We start from the raw sequence: 15,847 nt of genomic DNA, 5'->3' as shown, positions 1-15,847 counted from the left end.
TATGCCGAAGCTGAAAGTAGACGGGATCGAGGTCGAGGTGCCGCAGGGCGCGACGGTCCTCCAGGCGTGCGAAGCCGCGGGCAAGGAAATCCCGCGCTTCTGCTATCATGAGCGGCTGTCGATCGCCGGCAATTGCCGCATGTGCCTCGTCGAGGTGAAGCCGGGGCCGCCCAAGCCGCAGGCATCGTGCGCGCTGCCTGCCGCGGACAATCAGGAAGTCTTCACCACCACGCCGATGGTGAAGAACGCCCGCGAGGGCGTGATGGAATTCCTGCTCATCAACCATCCGCTCGACTGCCCGATCTGCGATCAGGGCGGCGAATGCGATCTGCAGGACCAGTCGGTCGCTTACGGCAAGGGCCATAGCCGCTACACCGAGAACAAGCGGGCAGTGACCGAGAAGTATATGGGTCCGATCGTCAAGACGATCATGACCCGCTGCATCCAGTGCACCCGCTGCGTCCGCTTCGCCGAAGAGGTCGCCGGGGTCGAGGAGATCGGCGCGATCTATCGCGGCGAGGATATGCAGATCACGTCCTATCTCGAACAGGCGGTGACCAGCGAGCTGAGTGGCAACGTCGTCGACCTCTGCCCGGTCGGCGCGCTGACCTCGAAGCCCTATTCGTACGAAGCGCGGCCGTGGGAGCTCAAGAAGACGCTCACGATCGACGTGCAGGATGCGGTCGGCACCAACATCCGCCTCGACAGCCGCGGCCGTCAGGTGCTGCGCTGCGTCCCGCGCATCAACGAGGACGTCAACGAGGAATGGGCGCACGACAAGACGCGCCATCATGTCGACGGCCTCGTCCGTCGTCGCCTCGATCGCCCCTATGTGCGTCGCGACGGCAAGCTCGCTCCGGTAAGCTGGGACGAGGCGTTCGCGGTCATCAAGACCAGGGTCGAGGCTGCGGGCGCGAACGTTGCCGCGGTGGCGGGCGATCTGGTCGATTGCGAGACGATGTACGCCGCCAAGGCGCTGCTCGCGAAGCTCGGTTCGTCGCTGCTCGAAGGGCGGCAGACGGGCATGGACTATGACACGTCGAGCCTCGCCGCGGTCAATTTCAACACCACGATCGCGGGCGTCGAAGAGGCCGATGCGATCCTGCTGGTCGGCACCAATTTGCGCTGGGAAGCGCCGCTGGTAAACACCCGCATCCGCAAGGCGATCAAGAAGGGTGCCAAGGTCTTCGCGATCGGGCCGGAGACCGAGCTGACCTACAAGGTCGAATGGCTGGGTGCCGATCTGTCGCTGCTCGGCAATCTGCCCGAGGCTGTCGCCAAGCTCTTTACCGATGCCGCGAAGCCGATGGTCATCGTCGGCGGTGGCGCGCTGAAGGGCGGTCATGGTGCGGCGCTCGCCTTCGCCAAGCAGTTCGATCTGGTGCGTGACGGCTGGAACGGCTTCAACGTCGTCCATATGGCGGCGAGCCGGATGGGCGGGCTGATGCTCGGCTATGCGCAGAAGGGCGGCATCGCCGATCTGTCGAACGCGGCGGTGACCTTCTTCCTCGGCGCGGACGAGGTCGATTACACCAAGTTCGGCGGCTTCAAGGTCTATGTCGGCCATCACGGCGACACCGGCGCGCATCATGCCGACGTCATCCTGCCGGGCGTGACCTATGCCGAGAAGTCGGGCACCTGGGTCAATCTCGAAGGCCGCGTCCAGCGTGGCGAGCGCGCGGTGTTCGCACCGGGCGACGCGCGCGAGGACTGGACGATTTTCCGTGCCTTGTCGGAAGTGCTCGGTACGACGCTGCCGTTCGACAGCCTCGCCGGGCTGCGCGAGGCGATGACCGCCGAGGTCCCCGCACTGCGCAACGTCGGCGAGCTCGCCGGCTATGAGTGGAACCCGCCGGCGCTCGACGGCGCAGGGCAGGGGAGCCTCACCGGCTACCCGATCAAGGATTTCTATCTGACCAACGCCATCTGCCGCGCGTCCCCGACGATGCAGCGCTGTTCGGCCGAACTGGTCCATGGCGAGACGTTCGCGGAGGCGGCGGAGTGACCGAATTCTTCCACACGACCGTCGGCATGTCCTACGGCTGGGCCTGGTTCGTCGCGACGATCGTCGGCATCCTCGTCATCGCGCTGCCGCTGATGCTCGCCGTGGCGATGATCATCTATGCCGATCGCAAGATCTGGGCGGCGATGGCGCTCCGCCGCGGCCCCAACGTCGTCGGGCCGTTCGGCCTGCTCCAGTCGTTCGCCGACGGCCTCAAGGTCTTCCTGCAAGAAACGATCGTTCCCGCCGCTGCGAACCGGACCTTGTTCCTGCTCGCGCCGATCATCACCTTCACGGTGGCGCTGATCGTCTGGGCGGTGGTGCCGTTCGGGGCGGGCGTGGTGCTCGCCGACATCAACGTCGGCCTGCTCTACGTGCTCGCCGCCTCGTCGCTCGGCGTCTATGGCGTGATCCTGTCGGGTTGGGCGTCCAACTCCAAATATCCCTTCTACTCGGCGCTGCGTGCCGCCGCGCAGATGGTGAGCTACGAAGTCGCGATCGGCTTCATCCTCATCTCGGTGGTGATGTGGGCAGGGACGTTCAATCTCAGCGGCATCGTGCTGGCGCAGACCAGCACGCTCAACCTCCACATCAACGCCTTCGGCATCAACCCGCTGCTCTTCCCGATGGCGGTGATGTTCTTCATCTCCAGCCTCGCCGAGACGCAGCGCGCGCCGTTCGATCTGACCGAGGCGGAGAGCGAGCTCGTCGCCGGCTATCAGACCGAATATAGCTCGATGAGCTTCGCGCTCTTCTGGCTCGGCGAATATGCCAACGTGCTGCTGATGTGCGCGCTCAACGCGACGCTGTTCTGGGGCGGCTGGCTGCCGCCGATCGACTGGGCGCCGCTCTATTACGTGCCGGGGATCATCTGGCTGTTCGCGAAGATGCTGTTCTTCTTCTTCGTGTTCAGCTGGGTCAAGGCGACGGTGCCGCGCTACCGCTACGACCAGCTGATGCGGCTGGGGTGGAAGGTGTTCCTGCCGCTGTCGCTGTTCTGGGTGTTCCTGGTGTCGGGCGTGCTGATGCTGATGCGCGTGCCCGTCGGCGGATGAGCCGGGCCAGCGAATGGATGATCGCCCGCGGCCTTCGGCCGCAGGCGTTACGGGATCGGGCGCTGATCGGCGTCGCGATCGGATTGATGGTCGTCGTGATCGACCGAATGACGGGATTGGGCTCTTGAGCGTCGCACAGATCATCAAGTCGTTCACCTTGTGGGAGTTCGTGAAGGCGCACGCCCTCACGCTGAAGTATTTCTTCAAGCCCAAGGCGACGATCAACTACCCCTATGAGCGCAACCCGGTCAGCCCGCGGTTCCGCGGCGAGCACGTGCTGCGCCGTTACCCGAACGGCGAGGAACGCTGCATCGCGTGCAAGCTCTGCGAGGCGGTGTGTCCGGCGCAGGCGATCACGATCGAGGCCGAACCGCGCGACGACGGCAGCCGCCGCACGACGCGCTACGACATCGACATGACCAAGTGCATCTATTGCGGTCTGTGCCAGGAGGCCTGCCCGGTCGATGCGATCGTCGAGGGCCCGAATTACGAATTCTCGACCGAGACGCGCGAGGAGCTGATCTACGACAAGGCCAAGCTGCTCGACAATGGCGACCGCTGGGAAAGCGCGATCGCGGCGAACCTTGCCGCCGATGCGCCATACCGTTAATGCGCGCCGCATTCGATTCCGGGCTTAGGGGGCCGACCAACTCGTGATCCAGGCCATAGCCTTTTATCTCTTCGCGATCATCGTGATCGGTTCGGGGGCGATGACGATTTCGTCGCGCAATCCGGTCCATTCGGTGATGTGGCTGATCCTCGCCTTCTTCAACGCGGCGGGGCTGATGGTGCTCGTCGGGGCGGAGTTCATCGCGATGCTCCTCGTCATCGTCTATGTCGGTGCGGTCGCGGTGCTGTTCCTGTTCGTGGTGATGATGCTCGACATCGAGGTCGCGCAATTGCGCGCCGGTGTCGCGCGCTATGCCGCGCTCGGCCTCGCGCTCGCGGTCGCGCTGGCGGCGGAAATCCTGATCGGCATCGGTGCCTGGAGCGCCGGCGGTCTCAAGATCAGCCGCCGCATCGCGCCGATCGACGGCGACGTGCCCAACATCCAGGCGATGGGGCAGCTGCTGTATACGCGCTATCTCTTCGTGTTCGAGGCGGCGGGCTTCGTCCTGCTCGTCGCGATGATCGGCGCGATCGTGCTGACGCATCGCCAGCGTGGCGGCGTCCGCGGCCAGAACATCAGCCGCCAGAATGCGCGCCGTCCGCAGGATGCGACGCGCAACGTCCAGCCGACGGTCGGCGAGGGGGTGCAGTTGTGATTGGGTTGACGCATTATCTGGTCGTGGCGGCGATCCTGTTCACGATGGGTGTGCTCGGCATCTTCCTCAACCGGAAGAATTTGATCGTCATCCTGATGGCGATCGAGCTGATCCTGCTCGCGGTGAACCTCAACCTCGTCGCCTTCTCCGCCTATCTCCACGACCTCGTCGGGCAGGTGTTCGCGATGTTCGTGCTGACCGTCGCCGCCGGCGAGGCGGCGATCGGGCTGGCGATCCTAGTGATCTATTTCCGTGGCCGCGGCACGATCGCGGTCGACGATGTCAATCGGATGAAGGGCTAAATACAGGTGACCTCCATCCTCTTCATCGTGTTCCTGCCGCTTCTGGCAGCGATCGTTGCCGGGCTCGGCAACAAGGCGATCGGCTTCGTGCCGGCCAAAGCGATCACCACCGGCGCGCTGTTCCTCTCGTGCCTGCTGAGCTGGCCGATCTTCCTCGGCTTCCTCGCCGGCACCAACACCGCGACCGTCGTGCCGGTGCTGAAATGGATCGTCAGCGGCGACATGGCGGTCGACTGGTCGCTGCGCGTCGACCAGCTCACCGCGATCATGCTGGTGGTCATCACCAGCGTGTCGGCGCTCGTCCACCTCTATAGCTGGGGCTATATGAGCGAGGATCCGGACCAGCCGCGCTTCTTCGCCTATCTGTCGCTGTTCACCTTCGCGATGCTGATGCTCGTCACCGCGGATACGCTGGTGCAGATGTTCTTCGGCTGGGAAGGCGTCGGTCTCGCCTCCTACCTGCTGATCGGCTTCTGGTTCCGCAAGCCGTCCGCCAATGCCGCCGCGATCAAGGCGTTCGTCGTCAACCGCGTCGGCGATCTCGGCTTCATGCTGGGTATCTTCGGCACCTTCCTGGTGTTCGGCACCGTCTCGATCCCGGCGATCCTCGCCGCGGCGCCGACGATGGCGGGCTCGACGATCGGCTTCCTCGGCATGCGCGTCGATACGATGACGGTGCTCTGCCTGCTGCTGTTCGTCGGCGCGATGGGCAAGTCGGCGCAGCTCGGCCTGCACACCTGGCTGCCCGACGCGATGGAAGGCCCGACCCCGGTGTCGGCGCTCATCCACGCGGCGACGATGGTCACCGCCGGCGTCTTCATGGTCTGCCGCCTGTCGCCGATGTTCGAAATGTCGCCGACCGCGCTGCACGTCGTGATGGCGGTCGGTGCCGCGACCTGCCTGTTTGCCGCGACCGTCGGCATGGTGCAGACCGACATCAAGCGCGTCATCGCTTATTCGACCTGTTCGCAGCTCGGCTATATGTTCTTCGCGGCGGGCGTCGGTGCCTATGGCGCGGCGATGTTCCACCTGTTCACGCACGCCTTCTTCAAGGCGCTGCTGTTCCTCGGTGCCGGTTCGGTGATCCATGCGATGCACCACGAGCAGGACATGCGCTATTATGGCGGCCTGCGCAAAAGCATCCCGCTGACCTTCTGGGGCATGATGATGGGGACGCTGGCGATCACCGGCGTCGGCCTGCCGGCGGTGTTCGGCAATCCGCTCGGCATCGGTTTCGCGGGCTTCCATTCGAAGGACGCGATCATCGAGGCCGGCTGGGCGGCGGGCGAACCGGGCGTGTGGTTCGTCGGCGTGCTCGTCGCATTGATCACCAGCTTCTATTCGTGGCGCCTGATGTTCCTCACCTTCTGGGGCAAGCCGCGCTGGGCCGCGTCGGAGCATATCCAGCACGCGTTGCACGACGCGCATGGCCACGGCCATGACGATCATGCGCACGACGCGCACGGCCACGATGCGCACCACGCGCATGGCCATGACGCACACCATGCCGACGAGGCGCACGGCAATCCGGCGCAGGCCGAGGACAGCGGCGATCGCCCGTCGACGCACGGCGCGTCGCAGCAGGACCTGCCCGCGGGTACCGGGGGTTATCATCCGCACGAAAGCCCGTGGCCGATGCTGGTGCCGCTCGTCATCCTGTCGATCGGCGCGATTGCGGCGGGCTTCGTCTTCCACCGCTATTTCATCGAACCCGATGCGGGCGAGCTGTTCTGGAAGGGCGACATCGCCTTCCGCGAACATCTGATGCACGCGATGCACGAGGTGCCGGTGCCGATCAAATTGTCGGCGACGATCGCGATGCTGCTCGGCCTGTTCACCGCCTGGTATGCCTATATCAAGGCACCGAGCTTCCCGGCGGCGGTCGCGGACCAGTTCCGCATCCTGTACCGCTTCCTCGTCCACAAATATTATTTCGACGAACTCTACCACCTGATCTTCGTCCGTCCCGCCTTCGCCATCGGCCGTCTGCTGTGGCATCGCGGTGACGAACAGACGATCGACCGGTTCGGGCCGAACGGCTCGGCCTGGGTGGTGCAGCTCTCCAGCCGGCTCGCGGGCCGGCTCCAGAACGGATATGTCTATACCTATGCCTTCGTCATGCTGATCGGTCTGACCGCCGTCGTCACCTGGGCGATCGCACAGTGAGCGGGCTGCCCATCCTCTCGATCATGCTGCTGATCCCCGCGCTTGCGGCGATCGCCTGCCTGTTCGTACCCGCCGCCACCGCCCGCATGCTGGCGCTGGCCGCCACCTTCGTCGATCTGGCGCTCGGCATCCTGCTGTGGGCCAATTACGACATCGGCGGCGCGCAATGGCAGTTCGTCGAGCAGGGCCCGGCGTTCGGCTTCTTCCGCTGGGATCTCGGCATCGACGGTTTCGCGCTGATGCTCATCATGCTCAGCGTGTTCCTGATGCCGATCTGCATCGGCGCGAGCTGGCGTTCGGTCACCAATCGCGTGCCCGAATATATGGCGGCGTTCCTGCTCACGGAAACGCTGATGATCGGCACCTTCGCGGCGCAGGATCTGTTCCTCTTCTACCTGTTCTTCGAGGCAGGGCTGATCCCGATGTATCTCATCATCGGGATCTGGGGCGGGGTGAACCGCATCTACGCCTCGTATAAATTCTTCCTCTACACGCTGCTCGGCTCGCTGCTGATGCTGATCGCGATGCTCTACATGGCGCAGACCGCCGGTACGTCGAGCATCCCGGCGTTGCAGGCCTATGACTTCCCGGCGCACGTGCAGACCTGGCTGTGGCTCGCCTTCTTCGCCTCGTTCGCGGTGAAGATGCCGATGTGGCCGGTCCATACCTGGCTACCCGACGCGCACGTTCAGGCGCCGACCGCGGGTTCGGTGATCCTCGCGGGCGTGCTGCTCAAGCTCGGCGGCTACGGCTTCCTGCGCTTCAGCCTGCCGATGTTCCCCGAAGCCTCGGGCCAGCTTACCTGGCTCATCTTCGGCCTGTCGGCGGTGGCGGTAATCTACACCTCGCTCGTCGCGCTGGTGCAGTCCGACATGAAGAAGCTGATCGCTTATTCGTCGGTCGCGCATATGGCGATCGTCACCATCGGCCTCTTCGCCTTCAACCGGCAGGGGATCGAGGGCGCGATGATCATGATGCTCAGCCATGGCCTGGTGTCGGGCGCGCTCTTCCTGTGCGTCGGCGTCATCTACGACCGGCTGCACACGCGTGAGATCAGCCGCTACGGCGGTCTGGCGATCAACATGCCGCGCTACGCCTTGTTCTTCCTGTTCTTCACCATGGCGTCGATCGGCCTGCCCGGAACCAGCGGCTTCGTCGCCGAATTCCTGGCGCTGATGGGCACCTATCAGGTGTCGACCTGGATCGCGCTGCTCTGCACGACCAGCATCATCCTCGGCGCGGCCTATATGCTGTATCTGTATCGCCGCGTCGTCTTCGGCGAGATCAAGTCGGACGACGTGCGCGAAATGCAGGATCTGTCGCATCGCGAATTGTGGCTGCTCGCGCCGATCGCCGCCGTCGCTTTGTGGATGGGTGTCTATCCGGAGAGCTTCATGGCGCCGATGCGCAAGGATGTCGGCGTACTGCTCGCCCGCATCGATCGCGCGACGCCCGTCTCCGATTCCCAGCCGGCTGCCGGCAAGCCCCTCGCCACGGCGCCTGCCGCCCACGGAATTGCTCACTGATGGATTACGCCGCCAATCTCGCCATGACCCTGCCCGAGGTGATCCTCGGCGCGGGCGCCGTCGTCCTGATGCTGGTGTCCGCCTGGGGCGGATCGGCGTCGACGCGCGCCGTTTCGTGGACCGCGGTCGCGGTGCTCGCCGGCGCCTGTCTCGCGTTGCTCGGCCCGGCCAGCTACGGCGGTGCGGCGTTCGACGGCCTGTATCGTGCAGACGCCTTCGCCGCCTTCGCCAAGGTGCTGATCTTCGTCGCCGCGGCGGTGAGCATCGTGATCGCGCCCGACTTCTTCCAGCGCACGCACGGCGACGATCTGCGTCCCGAATATCCGGTGCTGATCCTGCTGTCCGCCGCCGGCATGGGCCTGATGGTTTCGGCGAGCGACATGCTGACGCTCTACGTCGGCCTCGAACTTCAGAGCCTCGCCGCCTACGTGCTGGCGAGCTTCATGCGCCGCGACACGCGCTCGGCTGAGGCGGGCCTGAAATATTTCGTGCTCGGCGCGTTGGCGAGCGGCATCCTGCTCTACGGCATCAGCCTGGTCTACGGCTTCTCGGGCACCACGCTGTTCACCGGCATCGCCGCCGCTTATGCGGGCCCGCAGTCGCTAGGCCTGCTGTTCGGCTTGGTCTTCGTCTTCGCGGGTATCGCCTTCAAGATCGCCGCGGTGCCGTTCCACATGTGGACGCCGGACGTCTACGAAGGCTCGCCGACGCCGGTCACCGCCTTCTTCGCCTCCGCACCCAAGGTGGCGGCGATGGGCCTCGCGGTCCGCGTCGCGGTCGAGGCGATGGGGCCGGCGACCGAGCAGTGGCGCCAGATCGTGATCTTCGCCGCGCTCGCCTCGATCCTGCTCGGCGCGGTGGCGGCGATCGGCCAGACCAACATCAAGCGGCTGCTCGCTTATTCGTCGATCAACAACGTCGGCTTCGCGCTCGTCGGCCTCGCCGCCGGGACGCCGGAGGGCGTGTCGGGCGTGCTGATCTATATGACGATCTACATCGCGATGACGCTGGGCTCGTTCCTGATCGTCTTGCAGATGCGCGATGACGAGGGCCAACCCGTTGAAAGCATTGCGGCTTTGTCCGGCATGTCGCGCACCCGCCCGGGCCTTGCGGCCGCGCTCGCCATCTTCATGTTCAGCCTCGCCGGCATCCCGCCGCTGTTCGGCTTTTACGCGAAGTTTGCGGTGTTTGACGCCGCGGTGCGCGCCGGCCTGTTCCCGCTCGCGGTGATCGGTATCGCCGCCTCGACGATCGGCGCTTACTACTATCTGCGCGTCGTCAAGACGATGTACTTCGACGAACCGGCGCCGGCCTTCCCCAAGGGCAACAACCCGGTCGAGGGCGGGCTGATCGTGCTGACCGCCGCCTTCGTCTCGCCGCTCGGCTATCTGGCGATCCCGCTGCTTGGCGGCTGGACGATGGCTGCGGCGCGCGCGCTGTTCCCGGCGATTTGACGATCCGGACCGTCGCGGAGACGGGCTCGACCAACGCCGACATGCGCCTCCTCGCGCGCCAGGGCGCCGAGGAGGGGCTCTGGCTGCGCGCCGAGCGCCAGACCGCCGGCAAGGGCCGGCTCGGGCGCCAATGGGTGTCCGAGCCCGGCAATCTCTACGCCAGCACGTTGGTCCACCTGCGCCCCGCCGATCCCCAGCCTGCGACGCTGGCGCTGGTCGCCGCGGTGGCGCTGCATCGAGCCGTTAGCGTCTTCTTGCCCGACGCCGCCCGGCTGAAATGGCCCAACGATCTGCTGATCGGCGTCGCCAAGCTGTCCGGCATCCTGCTCGAGCGCTGCGAGGACGCGGTGGTGGTCGGCATCGGGGTCAATCTGGCGCATCACCCCGATCTTCCCGATCGCGCGACGACGAGCCTCGCCGCCGCCGGGGCCGTGGTCACCGCGGCGGCGTTCCTCGACGTGCTGGCGGAAGCCTTCGGCCGCTGGCTGACGGTGTGGCGCGGGCAGGGGCTTGCCGCGGTCCGCGATGCCTGGCTCGCCGCAGCGCATCCGGTCGGCACCGCGCTCAGCGTGCGACTGCCGGACGGCGGCACGCGCGACGGCCTGTTCGACGGGCTCGACGCGGACGGCGCGCTCATCCTGCGCTTGGCGTCGGGCGAGCGGCATGTCATTCACGCCGCCGACGTTTCTGTCCTGAAGGATTGACGATGCTGCTCGCGGTGGATGCCGGCAATACCAATGTCGTCTTCGCGCTGGTCGAGGGGCGGACGATCAAGGCGCGCTGGCGCATCGCCACCGATCCGCGGCGCACCGCCGACGAATATGCCGTCTGGCTCAGCCAGCTGCTCGCGCTCGAAGGCTATGACCGCAGCCAGGTCGACGCGGTCATCATCGCCACCGTCGTGCCCCGCGCGCTGCACAATCTTCAGGTATTGGCCCAGAAATACTTCCACAGCGAGGCGCTGATCGCGGGGCGCGCGCCGGTGGAATGGGGCATCGTACTCGACGTCGACGAGCCGCAGAGCCTCGGTGCCGACCGGGCGGTCAACACCATCGCCGCGCATGCGCTGCATGACGGCGACCTGATCGTCATCGACTTCGGCACCGCGACGACCTTCGATGCAAGCGACTATTCGGGCGCCTATAAGGGCGGCATCATCGCGCCGGGGATCAACCTGTCGCTCGACGCTCTGGTCAGCGCTGCCGCCAAGCTGCCGCGGATCGCGATCGAGGCGCCCAAGAACAACGGCAGCGTGATCGGCCGCAACACCGTCGATCAGATGACCATCGGCATCTATTGGGGCTATATCGCGATGATCGAAGGGCTGGTCGGACGGATGAAGGCGGAGATCGGCCGCCCGGTCAAGGTCATCGCCACCGGCGGCCTCGCCACGTTGTTCGAACAGCATACCGACGTGTTCGACGTCATCGAGCCGGACCTGACGATACAGGGGCTGGCGATCATGTACCAAAACGCCCATATCGGCTGAGACGCGCTCGCGCCATCCATCGGCCCGCCGGGCGCCACATTCTTTGAAAGACCTAAATGACTCCCAAGACCAACGAACTTCTCTTCTGTGCTCTCGGCGGCTCCGGCGAGATCGGCATGAACGTCAATCTCTACGGCCATGCCGGCAAATGGCTGATGGTCGATTGCGGCGTGACCTTCGCCGATGCGGCCTATCCCGGCATCGACATCGTCCTGCCCGATCTGTCGTTCATCGAGGATCGCATCAACGATCTCGTCGGCATCGTGCTGACCCACGGCCATGAGGATCATATCGGCGCGCTGCCGTATCTCGCCGAGGACCTCGGCGTGCCGCTCTACGCGACGCCGTTCACCGCCGGGCTGATCCGCGGCAAGCTGGAGGAAGAGGGCAACGCCAATCGCGTCAAGCTGCGCGTCATCCAGCCGGGCAAGGACGGCGGCATCGCCGGCGTGCAGATCGGGCCGTTCGGCGTCAGCTTCATCGAGCTGTCGCATTCTATCCCCGAGCCCAATGCGCTGGTCATCGAGACCAAGGCCGGCCGGGTGTTCCACACCGGCGACTGGAAGCTCGATCCCACCCCGGTGATCGGCAAGCCGACCAGCCCCGAACAGCTCAGCCGGATCGGCGATGCCGGCGTCGACGTGCTCGTCTGCGACTCGACCAACGTCTTCAACAAGGACGCATCGGGGTCGGAAGCGTCGGTGCGGGTCGGACTCGCCGAACAGGTCGCCAAGGCCAAGGGGCGGGTGCTCGTCACCACCTTCGCCTCGAACGCCGCGCGGCTGCACACGCTGGGTCAGGTGGCCAAGGAGACCGGGCGTAAATTGTGCGTCACCGGTCGCTCGCTCGACCGGATCCTGAAGGTCGCGCGTGCCACCGGCTATCTTGGCGACTTCCCGGAGACGGTCGATCCCGAGACGGCGATGCGCCTGCCCAAGAACAAGGTGCTGATCGTCGCCACCGGCGGTCAGGGTGAACCGCGCGCCGCGCTGGCCCGCGTCGCCGACGGCTCGCACACGATCAAGCTCGACCTCGGCGACACGGTGATCTTCTCGTCGAAGCAGATCCCCGGCAACGAGGTGGCGATCGGCAAGATCCAGAACACGCTGGCGGGCAAGGGCGTGGTGATGATCACCGAACGTCAGGCGCACGTCCACGTCTCCGGTCATCCGGGCCGCCCGGAACTCGCCCAGATGTACAAGTGGATCCGCCCCGAGGTGCTGATCCCCGTCCACGGCGAAATGCGCCATATGATGGAGCATGCCCGTTTCGCGCTGAGCGAGGGTGTGCCGCAGTCGATCGTGCAGAGCGACGGCGATATCCTGCGCCTGCTGCCGGGCAAGGTCGAGAAGATCGGCAATGCCGGTGTCGGCCGGCTGGTGCTCGACGGCGACGTGATCCTGCCGGCGGACGGCTCGACGATCAACGAGCGGCGCCGTCTGGCGATCAACGGCCAGATCTCGGTCGCGGTGGCGATCGGTCGCGACGGGCGCGCGCTCGGCCGGCCGCAGATCCGCGTCCAGGGCGTGCCGGTCGAGGAGGATCGCGCGGCGTTCGTCGAGGATGCCGCGGAAGCCGCTGCCGAGGCGATGAAGGGTCAGAAGCGCGAGCTCGACCGGCGTCGCGAGGACATCCGCCTCGCGGTACGTCGCGTCGCGACGCGCTGGACCGGCAAGAAGCCGATCGTCGACGTGCTGATCGTCGAGGCCTAATCCCCCGTGCGCTGGACGTCGATGCTGGCGATCTACGTCCTGTTCTGGGCGTTTTCGGTCTTCCTTGTCCTGCCTTGGGGCGTCCGCACGACGCGCGAGGTGGGGGGCGACTATGTCGCCGGTCAGGCCGAAAGCGCCCCGCACGACTTCCGGCTCGGCCGGCTCGCGATCCGCGTGACGATCGTCGCGACCCTGCTGTTCGTCCTGTTCTTCGCCAATTACCGCTTCGGCTGGGTCACGCCGCAGATGCTCGACCTCTTTAATCGCGAGGCGGTGTATAACGCGGTGTGAGCGGGCGAGATGACGCCGATGTCATCTCGCCGCCAGCATTCCGCGTCCCGAATCTGTTATGGTGCGGGACGGTGGCCGCCGGGGCCGCCTGATCGTGGAAGGCCGCGCGCGTGACCCCGACCAGCCTTCAGACGCTCGATCTGCTGACCCGCGCGCTCGTGCTGATGGACGAGGAGGGGCGGCACCATATCGCCGCGCGCATCGCGATGGCGATCGACGATCTCACCGACGATCGATCCTCTCCAGAACATACGACGATCAACTGATCGCCGTGCCTGTGGCTCAGCGCAGGCGCTCGATCGCCTGCGCCAGAGCCACGTACAATTTGCCCATGTCGGACGACAGCAAGGTCACGCTGAGCGGCGAGCCGTCGCGCTGCGCGAGGATATTGCGCAACATGCTCTCGAAGTCGTGGATGTAGCGATTGACCGCCTCGCGGAACGTCTCGTCGTCGTCGTACAGCCGGGCGATGTCGCGGGCGTCGGCGGGGTCGAGCACGCGGACCGCACGGCGGGTGAAGACGCCGCGGTCGCCCTTCAGATAGGCCGCCCAGGCGCTGTCCGAGATTTCGGGTGCGAACGCCTTGGTGATGTCGATCGACGCCGAGTGAAGCGATTCGATCAGCAGCGAGGCGCGACGGGCGAACGTATCGTGTTCGGCTTCGTCGCGCTCGCTGCGCGCCTGATCGATCTTCGCTTCGACCAGCGCGGTCTGTTCGAGGATCTGGCGGACCTGTGCGGACAGCCGCTCGGTCGCGCGGGTCGCCGCCTCGACCGCTTCGCCGGTCGCATCGGCGATGGCGCGAACCTGACGCTCGACGGTGTCGCCGGTGGCGCGGCGCATCGCCTCGGCGCCCGCCTGCTCCCATTGCGCGGCGGCATCGGGGATGACCGCGGAAAGCGTTTCCCGCGCCTTGTCGGCGGCGACCGTCGCGGTTTCGCGGACGCGGAGCAGGGCGTCGACCAGCCGCGGCGCGGCGTCCTCGGCAAAGCGGTGGGTCCGTTCGATCGTCTCGTCGACCATCATGCCGAGCGCATCCGCCTTGGCACGCCCCTCGCTCAACGTCTGCAGCAGGGTGCCCGAAAGCTGATCCAGCGTGCCGCTCTGTTCGGAGATGACGCCGGCGATCGCCTCGATGGCCTCGTGCGTGCTTTCCGCGGCGGCGACCAAAGCCAGCAGCTCGGGCTTGGCGGCGACGACGACCTGCTTGCTGGCGAGGACCTTGGCATCGAGTCGGCCGAGCGCCTCGGGCAGCGTCTCGTCGATCTCGCGCGCCGCGGCGTCGAGCGCGATCAGCAAGGATTCGGTGGTGGAGATCGTCCGCGATGCCATGACGTCGCCGGCGCGCAACGCCTCGGTCATTGCGTCGGCGGAGCCGCCGAGCGCGCTGATCGACGCGGCGAGCATCTGCGATCGCTCGATGCCGTGCACGTGAAGCTGGTCGAGGCGGGTCTCGACCTGCCCGATGCCGCCGTCGAGTCCGGCGAGCAGTTCCTCGCTCGCCATCCGCTGGTCGTGCAGGCGCAACGTGACGCGATCGATCACGTCCTCCAGCCCCGCGACCCGCTCGGTGAGCGCGTCGACGCTGTCGCGCGCGGCACTGTCGAGCGCCGCCTGATTGACGCGCAGCATGGCCAGCATCGCCTCACCCTGCACGGCGATGCCCTTACGCGCCTCATCTACGGCATCGGCGGTACGGTCGAGCAGGCCGTCGACCGCGTCCGACATGCTGCCGGTAACGGCTTCGAGCCGTGCGCTCGCGGTTTCGCTGGTCGCCTCCATGCGGGCGATATGCGCGGCGAGCTTCTGCGCCGCGCTACCGGTGACGTTCTCCGCCTCGCGGCCACGTTCGGCGAGCGCGGCGAGCTGCGCCGACAGCGCCGCGGCATGCTCGCTCGCGGCAAGGCCGGTATCGTCGAGCAGATGCTGGATATCGAGGACATCGGCCTGCGCGCGCGGCAAAGAGGCAAGCAGCACGCCGAGGCTTTGTTGCGCATCGGTGGCGGCTTGGGAGAGGGCATAGGCGTGGGCCTCTGCCTGGTCGATCTGCTGGGCCATGCCCCGACTGACCGAGGTGAGGCGTTCGCTGGCGGTGTCGCCCATGGTCTTGAGCGTCGCGACCTGCTCGGCGAGCTGGCGGCGGTTGCCGTCGAGCGCGTGCGAAAGCATCGCGACGGTGCGTTCGAGGCTCGCGGCCTCGGCGCGCATCGCCGCGGCGGTGGCGCCGAACCGACGCGCCTCGCGCCGGCTGGTCCGCATCGCGAAAAGGTAGACGATGCCGATCAGCACCGGCACGACCGCGAGCGCGGCGATGAACTGCGCGAGGTCGACGGGCAGCAGGAACGGCAGCTGATCGCGCGCCAGCCACAGCATGCCGCCCAGCCAGAGCAGCGAGACGAGCAGCGCGAGCACCGGCGGCAGCCATGCGGACCGGGGTGACTCCGGCTCGGCCGCGTCCGTCCAGGGAAGCGGCTCGGCCTGCCATTCGCCTTCGTTTTCCGCCATATAGCCGCCGATCCGATCGTGCTCACCAGAGGCGTAAGCGTCGCTGGTGGCGCTGTCTGCCCGCATGTCGATGATCATGG

The 15,847-nt window shown here is 66.4% G+C and carries 14 protein-coding genes; 13 read left to right on the top strand and 1 reads right to left on the bottom strand.

Annotated features, from left to right (window positions below):
* Position 1 precedes the first annotated feature (1 nt).
* The 13 genes from nuoG (at position 2) to AC07U4_RS04585 (ending at position 13,528) form a co-directional block, all read left to right on the top strand.
* A complete protein-coding gene (gene nuoG / locus AC07U4_RS04645; RefSeq protein WP_495194595.1) occupies positions 2 to 2,005 on the top strand; it encodes an NADH-quinone oxidoreductase subunit NuoG in 2,004 nt (667 codons plus the stop codon).
* Positions 2,006 to 2,031: 26 nt separating this feature from the next.
* A complete protein-coding gene (gene nuoH, locus AC07U4_RS04640) occupies positions 2,032 to 3,057 on the top strand; it encodes an NADH-quinone oxidoreductase subunit NuoH (RefSeq protein ID WP_322848057.1) in 1,026 nt (341 codons plus the stop codon).
* A 124-nt stretch (positions 3,058 to 3,181) separates the two neighbouring features.
* Complete coding sequence (gene nuoI / locus AC07U4_RS04635) at positions 3,182 to 3,667, top strand: NADH-quinone oxidoreductase subunit NuoI (RefSeq protein WP_038660298.1); 486 nt, start codon at positions 3,182 to 3,184, stop codon at positions 3,665 to 3,667.
* A gap of 43 nt (positions 3,668 to 3,710) precedes the next feature.
* Positions 3,711 to 4,322, top strand: a complete 612-nt coding sequence (locus tag AC07U4_RS04630; RefSeq protein ID WP_038660296.1) for an NADH-quinone oxidoreductase subunit J — start codon at positions 3,711 to 3,713, stop codon at positions 4,320 to 4,322.
* On the top strand, positions 4,319 to 4,624 hold the full coding sequence (gene nuoK, locus AC07U4_RS04625; protein ID WP_038660292.1) for an NADH-quinone oxidoreductase subunit NuoK: 306 nt from the start codon (positions 4,319 to 4,321) through the stop codon (positions 4,622 to 4,624). Before AC07U4_RS04630 ends, nuoK begins: the two co-directional genes overlap by 4 nt.
* Before the next feature lie 6 nt (positions 4,625 to 4,630).
* Positions 4,631 to 6,790, top strand: a complete 2,160-nt coding sequence (gene nuoL, locus AC07U4_RS04620; protein WP_038660290.1) for an NADH-quinone oxidoreductase subunit L — start codon at positions 4,631 to 4,633, stop codon at positions 6,788 to 6,790.
* Complete coding sequence (locus AC07U4_RS04615; protein ID WP_495194594.1) at positions 6,787 to 8,316, top strand: NADH-quinone oxidoreductase subunit M; 1,530 nt, start codon at positions 6,787 to 6,789, stop codon at positions 8,314 to 8,316. The genes nuoL and AC07U4_RS04615 overlap by 4 nt, the downstream gene beginning before the upstream one ends.
* On the top strand, positions 8,316 to 9,770 hold the full coding sequence (gene nuoN / locus AC07U4_RS04610; RefSeq protein WP_495194593.1) for an NADH-quinone oxidoreductase subunit NuoN: 1,455 nt from the start codon (positions 8,316 to 8,318) through the stop codon (positions 9,768 to 9,770). The genes AC07U4_RS04615 and nuoN overlap by 1 nt, the downstream gene beginning before the upstream one ends.
* Positions 9,767 to 10,474: a biotin--[acetyl-CoA-carboxylase] ligase gene (locus AC07U4_RS04605; protein ID WP_495194592.1), complete on the top strand. Its 708-nt coding sequence runs from the start codon at positions 9,767 to 9,769 to the stop codon at positions 10,472 to 10,474. The genes nuoN and AC07U4_RS04605 overlap by 4 nt, the downstream gene beginning before the upstream one ends.
* Positions 10,475 to 10,476: 2 nt before the next feature.
* On the top strand, positions 10,477 to 11,259 hold the full coding sequence (locus tag AC07U4_RS04600; protein ID WP_495194591.1) for a type III pantothenate kinase: 783 nt from the start codon (positions 10,477 to 10,479) through the stop codon (positions 11,257 to 11,259).
* A 56-nt stretch (positions 11,260 to 11,315) separates the two neighbouring features.
* Entirely contained in the window at positions 11,316 to 12,971 is a 1,656-nt protein-coding gene (locus AC07U4_RS04595) for a ribonuclease J (protein WP_038660279.1), read from the top strand.
* 6 nt (positions 12,972 to 12,977) lie between these two features.
* The gene (locus AC07U4_RS04590) at positions 12,978 to 13,262 is read left to right on the top strand and encodes a DUF1467 family protein (RefSeq protein WP_038660276.1); all 285 of its coding nucleotides are present in this window, start codon (positions 12,978 to 12,980) and stop codon (positions 13,260 to 13,262) included.
* A 110-nt stretch (positions 13,263 to 13,372) separates the two neighbouring features.
* Positions 13,373 to 13,528, top strand: a complete 156-nt coding sequence (locus AC07U4_RS04585) for a hypothetical protein (RefSeq protein ID WP_169742522.1) — start codon at positions 13,373 to 13,375, stop codon at positions 13,526 to 13,528.
* Positions 13,529 to 13,544: 16 nt separating this feature from the next.
* Here AC07U4_RS04585 and AC07U4_RS04580 read toward each other — a convergent pair whose 3' ends face one another.
* On the bottom strand, positions 13,545 to 15,845 hold the full coding sequence (locus AC07U4_RS04580) for a coiled-coil domain-containing protein (RefSeq protein WP_495194590.1): 2,301 nt from the start codon (positions 15,843 to 15,845) through the stop codon (positions 13,545 to 13,547).
* Positions 15,846 to 15,847: the final 2 nt, after the last annotated feature.

Source organism: Sphingomonas sp. GW821-FHT02B09 (assembly GCF_059421875.1).
Note: the sequence above shows the minus strand (reverse complement) of the source record. Positions and strands in the feature narration are given on the sequence as shown.